Origin of the sequence: Nitratifractor sp. (genome assembly GCF_015487065.1) — a bacterium.
Taxonomy (GTDB): domain Bacteria; phylum Campylobacterota; class Campylobacteria; order Campylobacterales; family Sulfurovaceae; genus Nitratifractor.
The window spans coordinates 1-18,037 of sequence record NZ_WFQN01000164.1; the positions used below are offsets into that span (position 1 = coordinate 1).

Below are 18,037 nucleotides of genomic sequence, written 5' to 3' on the forward strand. Positions count from 1 at the left end.
CCGGAGAGCTCTTTCTGGAGGGTGCGGATCATCTCGTCGATCTCTTTGACCGAGAGGGCCTCCATCATCTTGAAGAGGGTCAGGGAGAGGACAAACTCCCCGTCGCTTCCCAGAAAGAGCAGCTCTTTGGCTTCGGCGAGGATCCGGAAAAAGCGGTCGAGGATCAGGGGGCTGAAACGGGGATCCCTGGCGAAGAGCAGCTCTTTGAGGTGCAGCGTCAGCTCGTCGACGATCATCTCCGTCTCGTAGTCGGCACACTCGTGAACAAAGGCCAGGATCCCCGCTTCGTCTTTGTGGAGGATCCGTTCCAGGAGTTCGTCCAGTTTCGCCGGATCGATGATTCCCAGCATGGAGGTGACGGTGGCCAGATCCACGCTTCCCTTGGCATAGACGATGGCCTGATCCAGCAGGGTCAGGGAGTCCCGCAGGCTCCCCGCACCGCTGCGGGCCAGGATCTCCAGGGCTTCGGGCTCGTAGTCGATCCCCTCCAGGTGGAGGATATGCTCCAGGTGGCTCTTGACCAGTCGGGGCGGGATCTTTTTGAACCGGAAGTGCTGGGTCCGGGAGAGGATCGTCGCCGGGAGTTTCAGCGGATCGGTGGTGGCCAGGATGAATTTGACGAATTCCGGGGGCTCCTCCAGGGTCTTGAGCAGGGCGTTGAAGGCCTGGGTAGTGAGCATATGGACTTCGTCGATGATGAAGATCTTGAAGCGGCCGCTCCCGGGTTTGTATTTGGTGTGCTCGATCAGCTCTTTGATGTCGTCGATCCCCCGGTTGGAGGCGGCGTCCATCTCGATGATATCCATGTGGCGGTATTCGTTGGCCATGATACAGTGGGGGCACGCTTCACAGGGCTTGGAGGTGGGTCCCTTTTCGCAGAGCAGGGCCTTGGCGAAGATCCGGGCGGTGGAGGTCTTGCCGCTGCCCCGGAGTCCCGAAAAGAGGTAGGCGTGGGAGAGCCGGTCGCCGTCGAGGGCCTGAGTCAGGGTCTGGGAGACCGACTCCTGGCCTACCAGGTCGGCGAAGGATCGGGGACGGTATTTGCGGGCAAGTGCCAAAGCCAAAGCGCTATCCTTACATTTGCGGATTTTTTCGTAAAGAGACTCTATTTTAGTGGATCTTTGCTTTCGGAGATATAAAATTGACTCTGTTGAAACCGATATAATTTTGTTATGATTTTCGGAAAGTCCCGGGGAGTACTCTCTTCCGAGAGTGAAGTCCCGGAAAATTTGTGAAGGAGAAGAGGTGAAACTGGACGATATTGAGGAGAGCCGACACGTCGAAGATCGGCGCATGGAGAGCGGCGGCGGAGGGGGACAGCTTTCCGCCGGAGCGCTGATGATGCTCTGGCCGCTGATCCGGATGCTGCTGCGGACCAAAATCGGCTGGGCGATCATCGGACTGGGGGTTGTCGCTTATCTGGCGGGATTCAATCCTCTGAGCCTGCTTGGCGGAGGGCATACCGCGGCAACTCACCGGGTCCCCAGTGCCCAGGAACAGCAGGAGGCGGTACGGATGAAAAAGGTCCTGGCTTCGACGGAACAGATCTGGAGCCAAATTTTAGGGAAATACGGCCGTCGATACGATCCGCCGACCCTGGTCCTCTATCGGGGGATGACCCGCAGCGGCTGCGGCTATGCCCGTGCTCAGGTGGGGCCCTTTTACTGTCCGACGGACAAAAAGATCTATCTGGATCTGGGCTTTTTCGAAGAGTTGAAGCGAAAACTCGGAGCTCCCGGGGATTTCGCCCAGGCCTATGTGCTGGCTCATGAGGTGGGACATGTGGTCCAGGATCAGCTGGGAATTCTGGACAAAGTCCATCGGCTTCAGCAGCAGGCGATGCAGCGGGGGAACAAAACCCGGGCCAATCACCTGCAGATCCCGGTGGAGCTTCAGGCCGACTGTTTCGCCGGAGTCTGGGGGCACTACGCCCGTAGCCACCTCGATCCAGGCGATATCCAAGAAGCGATCAATGCCGCCTCAAAGATCGGAGATGACGCCCTGCAGAAACAGGCCCAGGGTTATGTGGTTCCCGACAGCTTCACCCATGGGACTTCCCGTCAGAGGATGGAATGGTTTATGCGAGGGTTCAAGAGCGGCGATATTAATGCGTGTAATACTTTTCGGTAGACCCGGCACCATTTCACTTCATAACCCGCTATAGGGTATAATCTCTCCAATTTCACCGACGGAGCGATAACCGTGAGCTACGAGCCCAAATCGATAGAGACCAAGTGGCAGAAACGCTGGGAGGAGGAGCGAGCCTTCGAACCTTCCCGTGACCAGAACCTTCCCAAAAAATACATCCTGAGCATGTTTCCCTATCCCAGTGGGCGGATTCACATGGGGCATGTACGCAACTATGCCATCGGCGACGCCCTGGCCCGCTACTGGCGCAAACAGGGGGTGAATGTCCTGCACCCTATCGGATGGGACGCCTTCGGGATGCCCGCGGAGAACGCTGCCATCAAGCACGGCCTGCATCCCAAGAAGTGGACCTACGAAAACATCGACTACATGCGCAAGGAGCTCTCGGCGCTGGGTTTGAGCTTCTCCAAGGAGCGGGAGTTCGCCACCTGCGATCCCCTCTATACCCGCTGGGAGCAGGAGTTCATCATCCGGATGTTCGAAGCGGGGCTGATGTACCGCGAAAGCACGACCGTCAACTGGTGCGAGACCTGCCACACCGTCCTGGCCAACGAACAGGTGGAGGAGGGGTGCTGCTGGCGCTGCGACAACCCGGTCGTCCAGCGGGAGATGCCCGGCTATTACATCGATATCGTCCGCTACGCCCAGGAGCTGCTGGACGATCTGGAGCAGTTGGAAGGCAAATGGCCCTCCCAGGTGCTCACGATGCAGCGCAACTGGATCGGCCGCAGCCAGGGATTGCAGTTCCGTTTCGAGCTGAGCGAGGAGAGCAAGAGTAAGCTTCACGGCTGCTTCGACGGCTACGATGTCTTCACGACCCGGCCCGATACGATCTTCGGGGTGACCTATTCGGCTCTAGCTCCCGAGCATCCCATCGTCAAACACCTGATCGAGCACAGACTCCTAGACGATGAGGTCACCCAGCGGATCCAGGCGATGATCAACATGAGCGAGCGGGAACGCTCCCAGGCCGAAAAAGAGGGCTACCCGCTGGGGGTCAGCGTCATCCACCCCCTCACCGGCGAGGATATCCCCGTCTGGACTGCCAACTTCGTCCTGGCGAGTTACGGCGGCGGGGCGGTCATGGCGGTGCCGGCCCATGACGAGCGGGACTATGAGTTCGCCCGGAAGTACGATCTGCCCGTCAAACGGGTCATCGAAGGGGGCGAGCTCCCCTATACCGGCGACGGAGTCCTCGTCGACAGCGGCGTCTTCACCAGCAAGCCCAACCGGGAGGCGATGAAGGAGATCATCGCCTTCTTCGAGGCCGAAGGGCTGGGAACGAGCCAGATCAACTACAAGCTGCGCAATTGGGGGATCAGCCGCCAGCGCTACTGGGGGGCGCCCATCCCGCTGGTGCACTGTGAAAAGTGCGGCCTGGTCCCCGAGAAGCTGGAGAATCTCCCCGTGACGCTCCCCGACGACGTGGAGATCACCGGAGAGGGCAACCCGCTGGAGAGCCATCCCACCTGGAAACACTGCGAATGCCCCCAATGTGGCGGACCGGCTATGCGGGAGACCGATACGATGGATACCTTCATCCAGAGCTCCTGGTATCAATTCCGCTACGCCACTGATCCTGCCAAGTGGGAAGAGGAGGGTATCGATAAAGCTGACAGCGCCTACTGGATGCCCGTCGATCAGTATATCGGAGGGATCGAACACGCGATTTTGCATCTGCTCTACGCCCGTTTCTTTACCAAGGCCCTGCGGGATCTGGGCTACCACGATATCGACGAGCCCTTCAGCCGGCTCCTGACCCAGGGGATGGTTCTCAAAGACGGCGCCAAAATGTCCAAATCCAAGGGCAACACCGTCGATCCCGACGCCATCGTCGAACGCTACGGCGCCGATACGGCGCGGCTGTTTATCCTCTTTGCCGCCCCGCCGCAAAAAGAGCTGGAGTGGAAGGACAGCGGGGTGGAAGGGGCCTACCGCTTCCTGCGCAAACTCTACAGCCGCAAGGAGAAGGTCACCCACTCGACTCTGCCCGAGATCGACCACGACGCGCTGGCCCCCGAAGCCAAGGAGGCGCGGGCCAAGGTCTACGAGGCGCTGCGCAAGAGCGAAGATGTCTTCGAAAAAACCTTCGCCTTCAACACCCTCATCGCCGCCACGATGGAGGCCCTCAACGCCCTGGACAAACAGGACGACCCGGTGGTCTGGAGCGAGGGGATGTATATCCTGCTCCATCTCCTCGAGCCCATCGTCCCCCACATCGCCAGCGAACTGGGCGAGGAGCTTTTCGGCCGGGAGAATCTCAAAAGAGACATTCCCCTCAAAGAGGAGGTCTTCGTCACCGAGAGCGTCACCTATGCCGTGAGTATCAACGGAAAGCGGCGCACCGAAGTGGCGATCCCCGCCGACGCCGACAAGGAGCAGATCCTCACCATCGCCCGGGAGGCGGGCGCCAAATGGCTGGAGGGGCAGCAGATCGTCAAAGAGATCGTCGTACCCAACAAACTGGTCAACTTCGTCGTCAAACCGGCGTAATGTAAATGAGGATTGAGAATTGAGAATTGAGAATTGGGGATTGGGTCGTTTGAAGATAGGTGAGAAGGTGAGATCGCGCTTCGCGCTGCTGGGAAAAAGGTTTTACCCTCTCACCATTATTAATGAAAAAAACGTTGCAGCGCAACGTAAACCGAAATTCTCCATTCTCCATTCTCCATTCTCCATTCCAAATCGCTTTCTCACTCCTCACTCCCCACTAAAATTCTCATTCCTCATTCCGTTAATGGCGATTTTGTTCGCCATTAACGGCTGCGGATACAGACCGGCGTCCCAATATGCCCGTCACATCCTTCCCGATCCGGTTTATGTGGATGTGAGACTCAGCGGGGTCGAACCCCAAAACGGTGTCTACCTCAAAGAGGAGATCATGAAGGTTTTGCGGACCCATTTCCAGGAGAAGGTCGTTTCCGACAAAGGGCGCTCCGTCAGTCAGATCACCGTTCCCAACTATACGATCAGCTATTCGCCTTTGACCTACGATACCGACGGCTATGTGACCCGCTATCGGGTGACGGCCAATATCGTTTTCATACTCAAGACGCCGAAAGAGACGCTGCACAAAAAGATTTCGGCCACGGAAGATGTCAGTATCCAGCCGGGATCCCTGACCAGTACCGCCGCACGTGAATATGCCATTCGGGTCGCCATCCGCAAAGCGATGGACAACTTCATCGCCTGGGTCGCCCAAAAGGGTTACGGGAAGTGATCCCCTCCTTTTCCGACTTTCTCGAAAGCAAACCCCTATACTATAAAGAGATCGATCACGAGCGGGTGCATAGAGCCTACGCACGACTGCGTGAAGAGATTGCCCACCCTCCGGCTGTGCATATCGTCGGCACGAATGGCAAAGGGAGCACGGGGAGAATGCTGGCTTTCCTTGCGTGGCGGGGAAGGATGGAAGATGGAAGATGGAAGATGGAAGAGGAAACTCCGCAAAGCGGAGATAAAAACTCTTCACTCTTCACTCCTCACTCCCCACTTTCCGTCGGACACTACTCCTCCCCCCACATCCTCCGCTTCAACGAGAGGATCTGGATCGACGGCGAGAACGTCTCAGATGAGGTGCTGGAAGAAGGACATCGGCGGCTTTATGGGATCCTCGGGCCGGAAATGAGCGGGGCGTTGAGCTATTTCGAATACACCACGCTGCTGGCGCTGCTCCTTTTCGAGCGTTGCGATCTGATCGTCCTGGAAGCGGGGCTGGGCGGGGAGTTTGACGCCACCAACGTGGTGGAAAATAAAATGCTCACCGTCGTCACCCCCATCGGGATCGATCATCAGGCCTTTCTGGGCGATTCCGTCGAGGCCATCGCCGAGACCAAACTGCGCAGTATCACGCTGCATACGCAGGTGCTTCTGGCTCCCCAACCCTATGCGGAGGTGGAAAGCGTTGCACGGCAGATCGCCGAAGAACGGGGATGCGAATTGAGGATTGAGAATGGAGAATGGAGAATTAATGAGATTGAAGAGGTCTTAAAAGAAAAAAGCTGGCCGAAGTTTCTGTACCATAACGCTTCGGTGGCGCTGCGGGCCCTGGATTTGCTCGGGATTTCCACCAAGGTGGAGATGCTCAGGGAGTTGGAGATCTTCGGCCGTTTCTACCCTTTGACCGAAAACGTTCGTATCGACGTGGGGCACAATCCTTTGGCAGCCCGGGCGATCGTCGAGGCGATGGAGCCGGAGACGGTGCTGATCTATAACTCCCTGGACGACAAGGATTATCGGGAGGTACTCTCGATCCTGCGCCCCAAGATCAAACGGGTCGAGCTCATCCCCATCAAAAGCCAGCGGGCGGCTACGCTTCGAGAGATCGAGACTGTTTTGGAGGAGCTGGGAATTCCCTGGGACTGTTTCAACGGGCAGCTTTTTACCCATGAACACTATCTGGTTTTCGGTTCTTTCTACACAGTAGAAGCCTTTTTGAAATCACAAAACAGGGACCGATCGTTCTGAATGTGTTATAAACTCCACTCTTGTTTACCTCATCCAAAGGCCGATTTATAGGAATGGAACCCTCAAGACTCTTCGAATACCTGAAAAAGACCCCCGCCAAGGAGCGGGCCGAACTTGTTGTCGTCCGTAACGACAAAAGCGCCGAACAGGCGGCGACTGTGGCACGTTTTCAGGGGATCCGCCCCTTCGTGCTGCCCCAGCTTCGGGTCAGTCCCGGAGAGGATCTGCGCAGTTACGGGCCGGAGATTCAGGAGCTTTTCACTCAGCTCTCGGGCTATTACCGTTATCGAGAGGAGAAGCTTCTCATCGCTCCGCTGCATACGCTCAGTCTGCCACTGCCCAAAGCGGAGTGCTTCGATACCCGGATGCTGGAGTTCGGCGACAAGCTCGATTTGAAAGATTTCAAAGAGATGCTTTATCGCTGGGGCTACCATTTCGTCGATTTGGTCAGTGAGCCGGGAGAGGTTTCGGTGCGAGGGGATATTATCGACCTCTTCAGCCCCGGGATGGAATACCCCTGGCGGATCAGCCTCTTCGATGACGAGATCGAAAGCATCCACCCCTTCGACCCCGATACCCAGAAGCGCCGGGGAGACGAAGAGCTCGAATCGGTCACCCTCTGCCCCGCCTTTCTGGCTCTAGATGAAGCGGCTTTTTCCGCCCTCAAGGCCCGGGTGGAGTCGAGCCCTTGGGAGAGCTTCGTCAAGGATATCGACTCTCTGGGACTTTGGCATTTGGAAGAGCTGGGGGTCGATCTATTGAGCGAACTTCGCAGCGTGGCCGCCGAGGATCTGAGCGAAGATCTGGACGAGCTCTACAGTCTCAACAAGCCTCTGATTTCCAGAGAGAGCTATCCCGCTACCACGCTGCCCGAGGCCGGGGAGTGGCGGGATCTGGAAGTGGCCGACCCCAACAAGCTCATCGAAACCCACCGGGACAAACGCATCACCGTCATCGCCCGCAGCGAATCCCTGGTGCGGGGGAGCCAGCTGGTCGATCTGGAGCGGCTCAACTTCGTCTATCAGGAGGGGATCCTCAACCTTCTGGGCCCCGACGAGCTGATTCTCTCCCTCAACAAGCCGGTCAAACGCCGCCGCGTCAAGCGCCCCAGCCTGGTCCTGGACGAAATGCGCCCCGGCGAATATGTGGTCCACGAGACCCACGGGGTGGGGATCTTCAAAGGGATTGAAAAGCGTGAAGTCCTGGGGGCCACCCGGGAGTTTGTCGTGATGCAGTATCAGGGCGAAGATACCCTGCTGGTGCCGGTGGAGAATCTGGAGGTGATCGACCGCTACGTGGCTGACAGCGGAACCCTGCCGGTATTGGATCGCCTGGGCAAGGCCAGCTTCAAACGTCTCAAAGGCAAGGTGCGGGAGAAACTCTTCGCCATCGCTTCCCAGATCATCAACATCTCTGCCCAGCGGATGCTCCAAAAGGGGATCCCCCTGCGGGTCGATCCGGCGGAGCACGCTCTCTTTCTCTCCCGGGCGGGCTTCGAGCATACCGAGGATCAGATGGAGGCGATCCGGCAGATCATGGAGGAGCTTGCCAGCGGCCGGATGATGGATCGCTTGCTCAGCGCCGACGTGGGCTTCGGCAAGACCGAGGTGGCGATGAATGCCATCTTCGCCGCCGTGCGCAGCGGCTATCAGGCGATGATGGTGGTCCCCACGACGCTGCTGAGTGCCCAGCACTTCCGCAGCCTCAAGGAGCGCTTCGCTCCCTGGGAGATCGAGGTAGCCCAGCTGGACCGCTACACCACGGCCAGAAACAAACGGGAGATCCTGCGCCGCCTGGAAGAGGGAGAGTTGAAAGTGGTCGTGGGCACCCACGCTCTGCTGGGAGCCAAGTTCAAAAATCTAGCGTTGGTGGTCGTAGACGAAGAGCACAAATTCGGCGTCAAACAGAAAGAGGCGCTCAAAGAGATGGCGGTCAATGTTCATCTCCTCTCGATGTCCGCCACCCCGATCCCGAGATCGCTCAACATGGCGCTTTCGAAGATCAAGAGTTTCAGCGAGATCCTCACTCCTCCGACGGAGCGGGTGGGGGTGCGCACTTTCGTCAAAAGCTTCGATCCGGCCGTCGTCAAGGAGGCAATCCTGCGGGAGCGGCGTCGAAACGGGCAGACCTTTTATGTCTACAACTCCATCGCCGGGATCGAAGAGAAGGCCCGGGAACTCAAAGCGATCCTCCCCGATCTGCGCATGACGGTGCTCCACTCCAAGATCAGCGCCGCGGCGACCGAAAAGGAGATGATGAAGTTCGAAGCTGGGGAGTATGATCTGCTCCTTTCGACTACCATCGTCGAGTCGGGGATCCATCTGCCCAATGCCAACACCATGATCGTCGACGGGGCCGAAAACTTCGGTATCGCCGATCTGCACCAGCTCAGAGGCCGGGTGGGCCGGGGCGGCCGGGAGGGATACTGCTACCTGCTTGTCGAGGACAAGGAGCATCTGCCCGACAACGCTCGCCGGCGTCTGCTGGCCCTGGAGAGTCACTCGGAGCTGGGCAGCGGGGCGGTCCTGGCCTTTCACGATCTGGAGATCCGGGGCGGGGGCAACCTCATCGGCGAAGCCCAGTCGGGCCACATCAAACAGATCGGCTACGGCCTCTACCTGCGGATGCTCGAAGACGCCATCCGGGAGCTCAGCGGCCAGAAGGAGCAGACGGAGCAGGGGGTGGACATCAAACTCCAGGTCGACGCCTACCTCAGTGATGAGTTGATCGGCGAAGACCGCCTCCGCCTGGAGCTCTACCGCCGCCTGGCCCAGGCCGAGAGTGTGGCGGAGGTCTACGAAATCGAAGAGGAGATCAGCGACCGCTTCGGCAAGCCAGACACCGTCACCCGCCAGTTCATCGAAATGATGGCCATCAAAGTCCTGGCCAGAGACCGGGGCATCAGCAAAGTCTCCAGCTACGACGAGCGGGTCTTTTTCGAATTCCACGACGGCCGGGATCGGGTGATCCTCAAGGCCCCCAGCAAAGACGACGACGATATCCTGGCGACGGCCATGGGCTATCTCCGGGGTGAAAAAGCCTCCTGAGACCCCTCGGGTATATCGAATATTAATCCTTAGTTAAACTCCCTCAAGTAGAATCCTGATAACAATAAATTTTTAGGAGTCTTGTGTGGAGACGATCAAGAGAATCAGAAACGAAGTCCACAAGGTCGTGGTCGGCCAGGAGAAGATGGTCGAAGCGCTCCTGACCGGTTTGCTGACCCGGGGGCATATTCTCCTGGAGGGGGTGCCGGGTCTGGCCAAAACCACCACGGTCAACGCCCTGGCCAAAACCCTGGGCCTGACCTTCAAACGGGTGCAGTTCACTCCCGACCTGCTCCCCAGCGACATCATCGGGACCGAAATCTACGATCCCACCAACAACACCTTCAAGATCAAAAAAGGTCCCGTCTTTACCAACCTGCTTCTGGCCGACGAGATCAACCGGGCTCCGGCCAAGGTCCAGTCGGCCCTGCTGGAGGTGATGCAGGAGCGGCAGGTTACCATCGGGGATGAGACTTTCAAGATCTCGCTGCCTTTCCTGGTCATGGCGACCCAAAACCCGGTGGAACAGGAAGGAGCCTACGAGCTGCCCGAAGCCCAGCTGGACCGTTTCATGATGAAGGTTGTCGTGGGCTACAACACCCGCCAGGAGGAGCTAGAGATCGCCCGCCGCGTCGCCAACAACGCCTTCGACGAGATCGAGCAGGTGGCCACCATCGAAGATCTGGATCGCCTGCGCCGGGAAGCGATGCAGGTGCATATGGATGAAGAGATCGAAAAATATATCATCGAACTGGTCTTCGCTACCCGGGAGCCGGAGAAGTACGGTCTGGAGAAGATCAAACCCTATATCGAATACGGGGCTTCTCCTCGGGCCAGTATCGATATGTACAAAGCCGCCCGGGCCGTCGCCTATCTCAAGGGACAGGATTTCGTCTCCCCCATCGAAGTGGCCTACATCGCCAAAGAGGTACTCCGCCACCGGATCATCCTCAGCTACGAGGCCCAGGCGGAGGAGATCAGTCAGGACTGGATCATCGAGCAGGTTTTGGCGGCAGTGCCGATCCCGTAGATCGGCACTGCCGCCAATGAATAGTTAATAGTTAATAATGAATAGTTATGGAAAGCTTTCTATTGGAAAGCTTTTTTATTGAAGGGAAGGAAAAAAATGAAAATTATAAAGTTTTCCGCAGGAAAACATACCGAAATTATTCATTATTCATTTTTAATTATTAATTATCAAAGGGAGGATTCCCTTTGAATATAGTGGCCAAAAAGATCGCCCTCAAGACCCGCAAGCAGGTCTTCGGCGAGATGCTGGGCAACAACGCTTCCCTGTTTCAGGGGGAGGGATTCGAGTTCGCCGAGCTGCGGGAGTATATCTACGGTGACGATGTCCGCAAGATCGACTGGAAGACCACCGCGAAGCTGCGCAAACCCTATGTCAAGATCTACCACGAAGAACGGGAGCTCAATGTGGTCGTCTCCACGATGCTCAGCGGTTCCGCCTGGTTCGGGACCCAGCGCCCCAAGAGCGAGTATATGGCCGAGCTGCTGGCGGTCCTGGGCTTTTCGGCGGTGAAGAACAGCGATCTTTTTACCCATCTGCTCTATGCCGATCGGCTCTACCGGATGAGCCGCCCCTCCAAGAAGCTCTTTTCTGTTACCAAAGAGCTGGAGGAGGCGCTGGCCTTCGATCCCCTGGGCAAAGAGGCGGACTACGCCGGCTGGAGCGATACGCTCTATCGGCGGGTGAAGAAAAAGTCCCTGATGTTCCTGATCGGGGATTTCGTCGGCGAGGTGGATCTGCGGCTCCTGAGCCGAAAACACGATCTCTTCGTCATTATCGTCCGGGACCGCTTCGAAGAGCACCCCAAATGCCTGGGTTATCTCCGCCTCGTCGATCCCGAAAGCGGTGAGAGCTTCGAGGGGGATATCAACGAAGGGGTCATGGCCGAATACCGCAAGGCGATGGTGGCCAATGACCGCCGCCTCTATCGGCACCTGCGGAAAAACGGGATCCGCTACGTCAAACTCTATACCGACGAAGATCCCTTCGCCAAACTGATCAAGAGGATGCGATGAGACCCGAAAACAATATGACTTTACCGCCCATCAAAGACATCAAACCGATGGTACAGATCCCCGATCACAGCCTCTGGCTCTACTGGGGGGCGGTCGCTCTGGGTGTTCTGATCCTTGCCGGAGCTGTTTTTCTGCTGATCCGCTGGATCCTGGCCCATCGGCATGTCAACCGGGCCAAAGAGTATCTCGAAGCGCTGCACCGTGTCGACTGGCACGATCCCAAAGAGGCGGCCTACACCATCACCCGTTACGGCCGGCTCTTGGCGACGGATGAACGGCGCAAAGAGCTTTTTAGCCAGTTGCTGCCGCTGCTGGAGCGCTACAAATATCGCAAAGAGGTGGGCCCGGTAGACGAAGAGACCCGGCGCCGCTTCGAACTCTACAGGCAGGTCTGCGATGAGTCGGTTTAGTTTCGAGCACCCCTGGGCACTGGGGCTGATCCTGCTCTTTTGGATCTGTTCCCGCTACTGCCCCGCCCGGACCCAGGCGATCTATTTCCCCCATGTCCGGCGGCTGCTCTCGGTCCATGCCCACAGGAGCCGCTGGCTGGAGATCCTCAAATGGATCGGTATCGTCAGTTTGCTGTTGGCCCTGGCGTCGCCGGTATTGACCGACGAGTACAAACAGATCAACAAGCAGGGTCGGGATATCATGCTGATCATCGACTCCAGTGACTCGATGCGGCAGCGGGGCTTCGATCCCACCGACCCCCTCAAAAGCAAGTTCGACGTGGTCAAAGAGGTGGTGAGCGATTTCATCGACAAACGCAAAAACGACCGGATCGGCCTGATCAACTTCGCCAGTGTCGCCTTTGTCGCCTCTCCCCTGACCTTCGAAAAGAAGTTCCTGCGACAGATTCTGGCGATGCAGGAGCCGGGGATCGCCGGGAAACGGACCGCCATCAACGATGCGCTGCTTCAGACCTACAATATCCTCAACAAGAGTGACGCCAAGAGCAAAATCGCCATTCTGCTCACCGACGGGATCGACAACGCCAGCCGGATCAGCTTCGACGAGATCCGCCGCCTGATCAGCGACAGCGACGTGAAGCTCTACACCATCGGTATCGGCAGCTACCGGGATTTCGACGCGCCCTATCTCAAAGCATTGGCCCAGGCGGGGCACGGGAAGTTCTTCGCCGCGAGCAACCGTCAGACCCTTCAGAAGATCTATGAGGCGATCGACCGGTTGGAGACCAGCAAGCTCAAGAGCAAAAAGATCGTCCAGCACGACTATCTCTATATCTATCCGCTCTTTGTTGCGATCCTGGCACTGCTTTTCTTTATCTATCTGCGTACCGCCAAGGGGGTGGAGTGATGGAATTTGTCTATCCGCAGTTCTTCTGGGTGATGATCGTTCCCTTCGCTGTCTTTGTTTTCCTGGTGACCACCAACAAGGACAAGGTGGCGAGGATCTTCGACGAAAAGGTCCTGGAGCGCCTCCGGGCCGACAGTGAGACCCTGCCCAACTTCCTGAGGAATCTGGTGCTCTTCGCCGCGGTCTTTCTGATGATCGTGGCATTGGCCCGTCCCGTGATCGACCGGGGAGAGAAGGTGGTACATCTGCAGGGGATCACCCTGTTGACAGCCCTGGATATCTCAGGCTCCATGCGCTCCAAGGACCGCTATCCCAACCGGCTGGAGTTCGCCAAGACCAAGCTCAAACAGTTCCTGGACGCCCTGCCCGGCGACAAGGTCGGTGTGATGGCCTTCGCCCACAACGCCTTTGTCCTGGCCCCTTTCACCAGTGACGCGGCGACCCTCAAACAGATCGTCGACGGAGTCAACGAAGAGTATATCAATATGGCCTCCACGGATTTCCTCGCACTGGCCGAAGAGGCGGGAAGGCTGCTCAGAGGAAAAAAGGAGAAGATCCTGGTGGTCTTCACCGACGGCGGGGATCCGGAGTCCCTCAAAGGGTTACAAAAGGCTCTGAAGCAGGAGGGGATTACCCTCTATGCCGTTCTGATCGGGACGAAAAAGGGAGCGCCGGTCCTGGATCGCCGCGGCCGCCCCCTCAAGAAAAAGGACGGCACCATTGCCATTACCCAGCTTAATGAGGCTCTGGGGCGTATCGCCCGTCAGAGTGGCGGAGATTACGTGATCGCGGGATACGGCCGGGAGGATATGGCCCGTCTGGCCCATGAAATCCGTCAGCGCTTTGCCGGGGAGAAACAGGGAACGATCCGGGTGAGGGAGCGGGTGGAGCTCTTCGTCTACCCCCTGGCGGGAGCGGTCCTGCTCCTGCTGATGGGGCTCAGCTCCATGCCCCGCAGCGGGGAGGGGTTCCGCCGCCGCTTCCGAAAGGAGAAGTCCGCATGAGAAAGATGATTCGCCTTTGGAGTGTTTTTCTGCTTCTGAGCGGCCTGCTTGCCGCGGGACTCTCCGATTTCAAAATCATCCAGGCGGCCCGGGCCGCTTATGAAAAGGGTCAATACGACAAGAGTGCGGCGCTCCTGAAGCAGTTAGAGGAGGAGAATCCGCCGCTGCAGTACGATCTGGGCAACGCCTACTACAAAGCCGGAAAATATGACAAGGCGCTGCTGCACTATAAACGGGCCAAAGGGAAAGGGGTCGATGAACATGCCAGACTCCACAACCTCGGCAACGCCTACTTCAAAAAGGGGGAGCTGAAAAAGGCGATCAAGGCCTACGAGGCGGCCCTGAAGATCGCCGACGATGCCGAGACACGCTACAACCTGGAGTTGGCGAAAAAGCTCCTGGAGAAGAAGCGCCGGAAGCAGAAACAGAAGCAACAGAAGAAAAACAGGCAGCAGAAGAAACAGAAACAACAGCAGAAGAAACAGCAGAACAAAAACCAGAAAAAATCAGGGAAAAACAGACAGAATCAGCAGAAACAGCAGAAACAGCAGGGACAGCAGAAGAAAAAGAACCAGCAGTCGGAACAGAACAATCAAAAGCAAAAATCCGGGCAAAAGAGTCCCTCCAACCAAAGCGGTCAATCCGGTTCCCAGGGCCAAAAGGAGAAACAGCAGCAGCAGGGGAAACCCTCCGGAAAAAAACCGGCGAAGAAATCCGAGGGGGAGAAACAACAGCCTTCGCAGCCTCAAAAGAGCCGAGGCAACCGGCAGCAAAAACCCGGGGAGCGAAAATCGGCCCAATACCGCCAACCGCAACCGAAAAAAGCTCAGAAACAAAAAGTGCAACAGCAGCATCCGACTCAGCAGAGCGGAACAGGCAAAGAGAAAAAAGAGGAGGCGGTGCAGGGAGGCTCGGCCCGGGTCGATCGCGTCAAAAGCCTTCAGGCCAGGGAACTGCGGCGTCTGATGAAACGGCTGGGCGGGGAGAAGATGCCCACGCTGATGTATCAGACGGGCGGACGCAAAGCGCCCGTCAGCCCCGATGTCAACCCCTGGTAGGTCGAAATGATTCATAGGAAAAGAGATAAAGGATGTTAAAAATGAAAAGATTATTGCGACAGCTTCTGATCCTGACCTCGCTTGCCGGAAGCCTGCTTATGGCGGCCGGTGTGAAGGTTCAGGTCAGCTCCACACGGATCGCTCCGGGGCAGAGTCTCCGAGTCAAGCTGATTGCCGAGGGGAATGATGCCCTTTTTCCTGATATTCAGAAGGTCGGCCCCTATCCGGTGGAGAATCAGCGACGGGTCAACAAGATTGAGAGTCGTTTCGCCAACGGAAAACTCGTCACGCAGAGCCAGAAGATCCTCAGTTTCGAGATCTATCCCCGGAAGAGTGTAACGATTCCCCCTCTGACCGTGGTGGTGGACGGTAAGAAATATACCACCCGACCGGTGAAGGTGGAAGTGGTCAAAGGGGCGGGGGTTGGAGGTGCCGGGGGCTTTGCCATCCGCATGAAGGTCGACAAATCTTCGCTTTATCAGGGGGAGCCTCTGATTCTGACCGTGGACGCAGTGGAACCTCTGCAGAGCGGAATCGCCCAGATGCAGTACACACCCCCGGCATTCAAAGGTTTCTTCGTCAAGCCTCTGGGCGGTGAACGGCAGATCCATCAGGGAGAGACAACGATTCATCGTCTCCAGTATCTGTTGACACCCCAAAAAGCCGGAACCCTGCGGATCGATCCCGCTTCGCTGCGGGTCGGGATCCGTGATCTCAATGCCCCCGGAGACCCTTTCGGCATTTTCGGAAGTCCGCTCAAATGGGTCGCTTTGCGTTCCAATCCCCTGACGGTTTCGGTCAAACCTCTCCCGATACAGGCGGATCTGGTGGGCCACTTTGAAGTGAAGGCAAAGGTGGACAAGACCCGTGTCAAAGCCAACGAACCGGTCAACTACACCCTGGAGATCCTGGGGGAGGGGAGCCTGGAGGATCTGAACGATCCCCGCTTCGACATCCCCGGTGTGACGGTCTACAGTGACGATGCCGTGGTCAAAAGCACGGTCAAGAACGGCAAGCTCTACAGCAGCTGGCGCAAAAAGTATGTCTTTATCTCCGACCGGGATTTCACCATTCCCGCCCTGAAACTGACCGAATTCGATTATGCCGACGGGAAGAAACGGATTCTGAAGACACAACCTTTTTCCATCCATGTCAGCGGTGGGAAAGCAGCCGGAGCAGTTCCCCCCGCCCCCAAAGGGATGAAAGCGCAGCCTTCCCAGCCGGCAGCTGCGGCGACCGCACCGAAATTCCGGGCGAAAAGCACCGCCGAGAATCTTCTGGAAGATCCGGCCTATTACGCCCGCAAAGCCTACGAAGCGAAAGCGGCTCGGCTCCCCTGGTACCTGGCCGGGGCTTTTCTGGCGGGCATGGGGGTGATGTTTCTGATCCTGCAGCTATGGAAGCGCCGTCCCCGGGGATCCAAGAGGGGGGTGTTGGGCGGTGGACGCCACTACGGCACTGAAGAGGCGCTGAAGATCCTCTACCCCCATATCAACGACGATCCGGCCGCCGAGGCAATGGTACGGCAGCTTTACAGAAAACAGGCGGGAGAAGAGGTGGAGATCGATCGCAAAGAGCTCGATCGGCTGGCTGCCCGCTACGATCGGGAGTTTTCGGCGTCGAAATAGTCACATCCCGAAAGGAGTTTTTCCTCCTTCGAGCATAAGGGTTCAGGTACCAACGACAACTCATTTCCTATTTCTTTTCACATGCCACGAGTTGAACAAGTTGATTTGACCTCTTCTTCATTTCTTTTTCTTTGTTCGTGCGACAAAAGAAAAAGGAAACGAAGCAAAGAAAAAGAAAACGCAAAGTACTGGCGTCTTGGCGGAGGTACCATTTAATAGTGGGAGTTCTCTTGCAGGTTTATTCTTTTAAAAATAATGGCGGCAATAAACTCTCTGAAAAAAACACGTCATTCCGAACCTGATCCGGAATCCAGGCTCTGAAATACTTAACCTGCCGTTGATCCTGGACCGAGTGAGTTAAGGTCTGGAGTAAAAGGGGCAGGCGATTTGAAAGACACCCTAAAGAATCTCGTGCAGGCCGTTGGCCTTTTCCATCCATTGATGCAGGGCTTCCCACTCCTCCGTTTCGATCATCCGTTCGCAACGCTCCAGTTCCCCTTTGAAACAGGCGATAGCCTGGAGCAGATTCTCTTTGTTCTGGCGAAAAACATCGGTCCACATATCCGGAGAGCTCTTGGCGATGCGGCTCATGTCCCGAAAACCGCCGCCGGCCAGGGCGATGATCGCTTTGGGATTCTCCTGTTTCATGACGGCATTGGCCAGCGAATAACTCAGGGCATGGGGCATATGGGAAATGAAGGCGGCATGGCGATCGTGCTCCGCCGCATCCATATAGAAGATCTTCATCCCCAGATCGCTGAAGATCTTTTTGGCGAGGCGCCGCTGGATCTCTCCGCTCTCTTCCAGGTTACACAGGACCACGACTTTACCCCGATAAAGATCGGGTTGAGCGGCAGCAGGGCCGGATTTTTCCGTTCCGGTCATCGGGTGGGCGGCGACAAAATTTCGTCGGATTTCCGGGGGCACCGAATCGACGATCATCTTTTTGGTGCTACCGAAATCGATGATGGTTGTCTCCTCCGAGACGGAGCTCAGTCGAGGAAGTACCGAGAGGATTCCGTTGACAGGTATGGCCAGAACGATGAGGTCCAGGGTTTCGAAATCCTCCAGATCATCGGTGACTTTGTCGACGAGACCCAGCTCAAGCGCTTCAATACCGTGCTGATCATTGTGGTCGTAGCCCAGAATCTCCAGATTGTCATAGCGGTCCCGCAATGCCAGGGCGAAAGATCCGCCCATCAGACCCAGCCCGATGATTCCAACTTTCATCTGTTTTCCTTGAAATAGGGATTATTTGTACTAAATATTAAATAATACGAAAATATTATCAATTTTATTTTAGTCAAATCAAGGTAGTATATTGA

The 18,037-nt window shown here is 56.9% G+C and carries 14 protein-coding genes; 12 read left to right on the top strand and 2 right to left on the bottom strand.

Translation table 11 applies throughout. The features are described from left to right. A partial coding sequence (locus F8I07_RS09310; RefSeq protein WP_292658768.1) for a DNA polymerase III subunit gamma/tau occupies positions 1-1,064 on the bottom strand: 1,064 nt, incomplete at its 3' end. Between the two features lie 181 nt (positions 1,065-1,245). Between F8I07_RS09310 and F8I07_RS09315 the strand changes: the two genes are divergently transcribed. The 12 genes from F8I07_RS09315 to F8I07_RS09370 all read left to right on the top strand — a co-directional run bounded on the left by F8I07_RS09315 (position 1,246) and on the right by F8I07_RS09370 (position 16,712). Beyond that, the gene (locus F8I07_RS09315; protein WP_292658771.1) at positions 1,246-2,130 is read left to right on the top strand and encodes a neutral zinc metallopeptidase; all 885 of its coding nucleotides are present in this window, start codon (positions 1,246-1,248) and stop codon (positions 2,128-2,130) included. Positions 2,131-2,202: 72 nt separating this feature from the next. Continuing rightward, entirely contained in the window at positions 2,203-4,641 is a 2,439-nt protein-coding gene (gene leuS, locus F8I07_RS09320) for a leucine--tRNA ligase (RefSeq protein WP_292658774.1), read from the top strand. Between the two features lie 253 nt (positions 4,642-4,894). Beyond that, positions 4,895-5,368 (top strand): LPS assembly lipoprotein LptE, encoded by a 474-nt coding sequence (lptE, locus tag F8I07_RS09325; protein ID WP_292658776.1) that lies wholly within the window; start codon positions 4,895-4,897, stop codon positions 5,366-5,368. Then, entirely contained in the window at positions 5,365-6,615 is a 1,251-nt protein-coding gene (locus tag F8I07_RS09330; protein WP_292658779.1) for a bifunctional folylpolyglutamate synthase/dihydrofolate synthase, read from the top strand. The genes lptE and F8I07_RS09330 overlap by 4 nt, the downstream gene beginning before the upstream one ends. A gap of 53 nt (positions 6,616-6,668) precedes the next feature. Then, entirely contained in the window at positions 6,669-9,662 is a 2,994-nt protein-coding gene (mfd, locus tag F8I07_RS09335; RefSeq protein WP_292658781.1) for a transcription-repair coupling factor, read from the top strand. 85 nt (positions 9,663-9,747) lie between these two features. Continuing rightward, on the top strand, positions 9,748-10,692 hold the full coding sequence (locus tag F8I07_RS09340) for a MoxR family ATPase (protein ID WP_292658804.1): 945 nt from the start codon (positions 9,748-9,750) through the stop codon (positions 10,690-10,692). A gap of 194 nt (positions 10,693-10,886) precedes the next feature. After that, positions 10,887-11,705 carry a DUF58 domain-containing protein gene (locus F8I07_RS09345; protein WP_292658822.1) on the top strand — a complete coding sequence of 273 codons (819 nt, stop codon included), beginning with the start codon at positions 10,887-10,889 and terminating at the stop codon, positions 11,703-11,705. Continuing rightward, on the top strand, positions 11,702-12,115 hold the full coding sequence (locus F8I07_RS09350) for a hypothetical protein (protein WP_292658807.1): 414 nt from the start codon (positions 11,702-11,704) through the stop codon (positions 12,113-12,115). Before F8I07_RS09345 ends, F8I07_RS09350 begins: the two co-directional genes overlap by 4 nt. After that, a complete protein-coding gene (locus F8I07_RS09355) occupies positions 12,102-13,022 on the top strand; it encodes a VWA domain-containing protein (protein WP_292658810.1) in 921 nt (306 codons plus the stop codon). Before F8I07_RS09350 ends, F8I07_RS09355 begins: the two co-directional genes overlap by 14 nt. Further along, the gene (locus tag F8I07_RS09360; RefSeq protein WP_292658813.1) at positions 13,022-14,026 is read left to right on the top strand and encodes a VWA domain-containing protein; all 1,005 of its coding nucleotides are present in this window, start codon (positions 13,022-13,024) and stop codon (positions 14,024-14,026) included. The genes F8I07_RS09355 and F8I07_RS09360 overlap by 1 nt, the downstream gene beginning before the upstream one ends. Further along, entirely contained in the window at positions 14,023-15,084 is a 1,062-nt protein-coding gene (locus tag F8I07_RS09365; protein ID WP_292658816.1) for a tetratricopeptide repeat protein, read from the top strand. Before F8I07_RS09360 ends, F8I07_RS09365 begins: the two co-directional genes overlap by 4 nt. Positions 15,085-15,125: 41 nt before the next feature. Beyond that, positions 15,126-16,712 (top strand): BatD family protein, encoded by a 1,587-nt coding sequence (locus F8I07_RS09370; protein WP_292658818.1) that lies wholly within the window; start codon positions 15,126-15,128, stop codon positions 16,710-16,712. Between the two features lie 399 nt (positions 16,713-17,111). On the opposite strand, the gene F8I07_RS09375 is transcribed toward F8I07_RS09370, so the two are convergent. Further along, positions 17,112-17,942: a prephenate dehydrogenase gene (locus tag F8I07_RS09375; RefSeq protein ID WP_292658820.1), complete on the bottom strand. Its 831-nt coding sequence runs from the start codon at positions 17,940-17,942 to the stop codon at positions 17,112-17,114. Between the last annotated feature and the right edge of the window lie 95 nt (positions 17,943-18,037).

Excerpts from the sequence above, each read along its gene's own strand:
- mfd (WP_292658781.1), top strand. The coding sequence starts at position 6,669 with ATGGAACCCTCAAGACTCTTCGAATACCTGAAAAAGACCCCCGCCAAG.
- F8I07_RS09365 (WP_292658816.1), top strand. The coding sequence starts at position 14,023 with ATGAGAAAGATGATTCGCCTTTGGAGTGTTTTTCTGCTTCTGAGCGGC.
- F8I07_RS09370 (WP_292658818.1), top strand. The coding sequence starts at position 15,126 with ATGAAAAGATTATTGCGACAGCTTCTGATCCTGACCTCGCTTGCCGGA.
- F8I07_RS09375 (WP_292658820.1), bottom strand. The coding sequence starts at position 17,942 with ATGAAAGTTGGAATCATCGGGCTGGGTCTGATGGGCGGATCTTTCGCC.
- F8I07_RS09350 (WP_292658807.1), top strand. The coding sequence starts at position 11,702 with ATGAGACCCGAAAACAATATGACTTTACCGCCCATCAAAGACATCAAA.
- F8I07_RS09360 (WP_292658813.1), top strand. The coding sequence starts at position 13,022 with ATGGAATTTGTCTATCCGCAGTTCTTCTGGGTGATGATCGTTCCCTTC.
- F8I07_RS09355 (WP_292658810.1), top strand. The coding sequence starts at position 12,102 with ATGAGTCGGTTTAGTTTCGAGCACCCCTGGGCACTGGGGCTGATCCTG.